The sequence below is a fragment of the Myxococcales bacterium genome (assembly GCA_022563535.1).
Lineage (GTDB): Bacteria > Myxococcota_A > UBA9160 > UBA9160 > UBA4427 > DUBZ01.
This window is the reverse complement of sequence record JADFNE010000143.1, coordinates 1-4,366: the sequence shown is the minus strand read 5'-3', so window position 1 is coordinate 4,366 and position 4,366 is coordinate 1. Positions and strand designations below refer to the sequence as shown.

3 protein-coding genes are annotated in these 4,366 nt (G+C 58.7%); all 3 read right to left on the bottom strand.

The window, feature by feature from the left end; translation table 11 throughout:
- On the bottom strand, nt 1-1,202 hold a 1,202-nt coding region (locus IH881_20315; protein ID MCH7870043.1), incomplete at its 3' end, for a glycosyltransferase family 39 protein.
- A complete protein-coding gene (locus IH881_20310; protein ID MCH7870042.1) occupies nt 1,199-2,914 on the bottom strand; it encodes a glycosyltransferase family 39 protein in 1,716 nt (571 codons plus the stop codon). The genes IH881_20315 and IH881_20310, both read right to left, overlap by 4 nt.
- An 11-nt stretch (nt 2,915-2,925) precedes the next feature.
- A complete protein-coding gene (locus IH881_20305; GenBank protein MCH7870041.1) occupies nt 2,926-4,281 on the bottom strand; it encodes a sulfatase in 1,356 nt (451 codons plus the stop codon).
- Between the last annotated feature and the right edge of the window lie 85 nt (nt 4,282-4,366).

The following is a 4,366-nucleotide window of genomic DNA, read 5'->3' as shown; positions in this document are numbered from 1 at the left end:
TGAATTGGATTGCCCCCGCGACGCGCGTAGGGGATCCAGGTATCGGTCGCGTGCATGAAGATCCAGAGTGCGACACCGCTGACGACGATTCCTCGTTCAACCCAGGCGCGGCCATTCGAATTCCAATCGAGCGAGGTTCCGATCCGACGCGTTACGGAGTAGACGCCATGCACGGACAAAAGCAAGACCGGGGGGATCGCCGAATCGAGATGAGGCTCATCCGAACGCGTCAGCGAGCGAAGGAAGAATACGCCTCCCCACAACCAAACGGCGACCAACAGGGGTTGAGCAAAGCTCCTGCGCTCGCGATACGCCCGCACATAGCTCCATACGAGGGCCATGAAGTAGCCCCCGTAAAGCAACCAAATGGCGCGAAACTGAAGCGAGACAAACCACTGCCGAAGGTGAACCCGATGCCATGTGTCGGGAAAAACGATCTCGGGAAACGGCAAGGATTGACGCCAGTCCATGAGCGCCGGCCGGCTCACGATCTCGCGCCAGATACTGTCGAGCCCCACGGTGACAGCGGCCCATAGCAAGAGGGGTACGAAGATGGCGAGGATCCCGAGAGCCAGTGCGGCCCAATCGCGCGCCCAATCGCGTGGGTCCCGGTGCATGCTCATGACCGCAACGCCGAGCCCGCACCCGGCAGCGAAAACAGGACCCAAACGGAAGAAGGCACCCACGCCGAGCCACAGGCCGGCGACTGCAAGCCAGCGAACGTCGTCCGTTTCAATTCTGCGGGCGTAGGCGAGCAGGGCCAGCATGCTGAAGATCAAGTATCGGTAGCCGAAAATCGTATGCATCAGATGCGAATCAGGCGCCGCCACCGCCGCCAACACCGCAGCAAACAAGGCGAAGCGCGCGGGCATCAAGCGACGACCGAGGAGATAGAGGCCCACGCAAGAGGCGACTGCAAAAGCGCCATAGATCACCCGGGCTCCGAAGAGCCCCGGCGGCGCCAGGTGATATCCGATCCATGCGGGAATCAGATGTCCCGGCGGAAACACCCAGAGCACATCTCGATAGAGGGTGCCTCCGGCCTCGAGATTCCAGAGGGCATAAATTGGCCATGAATCGTCGAGGGGATTAAAGCCATTGCTCACGAAGAGTGATTCATAGGCAAGACTCAAGCCTACGATGAACAGTAGATGCAGGGCAGTCTGCTGCTGCGAACTCACATCTTCATGGTTTGAGCTCATTCGAGGTCGGTGTCCGATTTTAATCGCAAAACCTGTATCCAATGGTGGCCCGGGGAATTGCTCGACGCCGGTGGGTAGCGCTCAAAGACCCGGGTGTCTTCCCGGTAGGATGCACGCAGATGATCGAACAAGACTCCGGTATAGGACGGCAGTCGCGGAATGCCGGGGAAGTTGAGGAACCCCTGAATGATGTAGGGCGGTGGATCCCGCTTCAAGTATTCAGTGAGCGCAACGCCGTTGTCGCCCCCCGCTTGTCCCGGGTACAACTGCAGAAACGACCAGGACGAATAGCGTCCCGAAAGAAAGTAGTAGAAGGCTTCGTGCCCGTAGACAAAGAAGGGAGCCTCTTCTGGGACTTCGTCCGTTACAAAGCGAACGATTGAAGCGTGGTAGGAACTCGATGGAAAGACCTTGAGATTGGCCCGCGGCAGATCGATGCGGGCGGTCATGCCACGATGACGCGCCGCGCCGAGTCCCAGAAAGAGCATCGCAATGATCGCGACCGTGACGGCTTCGAAAGTACGCGGAACGAGTTTGCCGCTTTCTTCTTTGTCTAGTCCGGTAAGCCGCCCGAAGCAGATGAACATCAGCAGGAGCACCATGGGATAGATGCCCATCAAGTGGGTGAAGTCCGACCGGGGAAATGCAGACAGGGTGATCGCTGCGCAGAGCAGCACGAAGGTTGCGAAGCGGCGCTCCGCGGGCAAGGAAAGTCGACTGCGGTCGCGCAGACAAAATGCGCCAGCGGCGGCAAACGCCAGGGGGAGAGAAGTGTAGATCCAGCGGATGAACACTTCTCCGGCAGCCCAATATGCCGCGTAGGCTGCCTCGCCTCCCGGGAGTACTCCGTTGCGCATCACCGTCCAGTAGGAGACCGGGTAATAGAAAAACAACTGGGGACCTTGCAGGTCTCCAAGCTCCCACCAACGAAGTGGTGTGCCGAAGGAAATGCCGCTGGTTTCGGCATAGTCCGTAAACGGACGGATGAGTCCGCTGGAGATCATATGGGGGAGCAGACCCTTGACCGCGAAGTAGAGGATCAGCGGGCCAGCGGCCAACGAGAAGCCGAGGGCGAGATGACCCCATTGCCGTGGTAGCGAACTTTCGCTGCCGCCCTCCCCTCGCTTCATGAAGTGATCGAACGAAAGCACTGCCGCAATCGCAATTCCCAGATAAATCCCAATGCTCTGCTTGGTAATGAAGGCGACCCCCACCGCCGCCCCGATCCCAATCAACGGACCTCTGGTCCTTTGATCTGTCGAATACAGCAGCAACAGGACCGCGATGCTGGCCGCAAAGAACGAGACGTCCCAGTAGAAGTACGAGGTATAGGCGGGCCAGGCCAAGAACTTGAACCCGAGCAACGAGATCCCGAATAGTGCTGCACGCTCTCGACTGATGAGTTGGAGTGCCACGGCGTAGAGCGTCACCACAATGCCGCTATAAAAGACTCCCGCTAGAAACCGCGCGACCGACACATGCTCGCCGAAGAGCCCCATCACTAGCGCCAGCAAATAGGGCGCGCCGGGAAACGGGTAGGCGTCGAGATCTTGATAAAAGACATCACCCCGCATGATGCGACCGGCGGTGGCCAACAATGCACCTTCATCGCTGCCCCCCAGCCCATAGGGTGCATACCACCAGGATTCGATACCCGTCAGCACGAGCAGAATCGCTGCGAAGATACGAGGTCGAGTCAGGCTCTCGAGCACGGGGGCTCCAATCAAGGCGAATCACCGGGTTGGAGCTTCGGGGCGAGATCTTTGACCCTGTCGCTTACAGATTCGATGTAGCCGAGTACACTGAGCCGTTCGCGGTCTTGTTCGCTGAGTTCCTGGTAAAGAGACGCGGCTGAGGCCATGGCGCGACTGAGTTCGTCGATTCGCTTGCGGTGCTCCAGCAAGATATCACCCCTTCGCTGCGAAAGATCCACCTCTTCGTTTGGGTCCGCGACGAGATCGAAGAGCATTTGTCGATCGCCGCTTCGTTCCCAGAGGCTTTTCCAGCGGCCCTTGCGGTAGTTCTGATAGAACTTCTCGGAAATGATCAGCTCGTCGAAATCCAGGTCCGGCGCAAGCTCGGTTTCGATTCCAGCAATTTTGAGAATCATCCCACGCACATCCTGGGATCGAACCAGGGCATTGGCATCGGCTTTGATTGGCGGTGTCACAATCAGGGGAACCTTGAGTACTGGCTCGAAGGACGGGTTGCCGAAGTGTCGCAAGGTCTTCAGGCCGAGATGCTTTTCAACGAGCATCTCGCCGTGATCGGAAGTGAGGATGATGGTCGCGTTTTCGAGAAGCCCCATGGTCGCAAGCTCATCGAGGAGTTCACCCAGGCGCTCGTCGAATCGCTGTACGGACTTCTCGTAGCTGCGTTGAAACAGGGACCAGTCGTGAACATCGATGTAGTGGATGTAGAGAAAAAAACGATCGCTGGGACGCTGGGACAGCGCGAGCAGCACGTCGCGATTGACGTGACGCGCGGTTCGAATCGGCGAGGCCTTGAAGACGTTCAGGGTCTCACCTGGCGCAGGCAGGCCGACTTCAACCCACGTATCAAAACCCTGGTCGTAACCACTGGGTTGGTAAAGCAGTTCGTTCGAAACGACCCCGAGCGTCCAGTAACCAGCCCTACGCATGTCTTCCGCGAGGGTTTCCAGGCTGTCCGGAACGCAGGCATCTTGCTTTCCGGGTTCGGCGAACCGAGACATGCCGCAGGCCGCAAAGGTGTTCCATTCCAGCGGACGCTTTCGCTCCCCGGTCTCGATGCTCGGAGTGCGCCCGGTAAAGATGGCGGCCATCGACATGGTCGTGGAGTGGTAGGCCGCCACTGCATTGGTGAAGAGTTGGCCACCGGCGGCAAGTCGATCGATGTTCGGGGTCAGTGCGGGAGCGACTGTCGTGGCGGTCGTGGCGGTCGTGGCATAGGCGGATACGTGATCTTGTCGCAGCGTGTCCACTACGATGAGGATGATCCGATCTGGCACCTTTGCGGATTCCGACTGCGTACATTGGATCGAGCCGGCGAGTGTGGCCGCAAGGACAGCAAGCCGGGCCAACTCGCAAAGTTTCTTCATGAACCCGATCTTATCGCATCGATCCAACGCAGTACCCGAAATCTTCCGAAGACCTTGTCTACCTGGTAGTGGGCGAGGATGAATT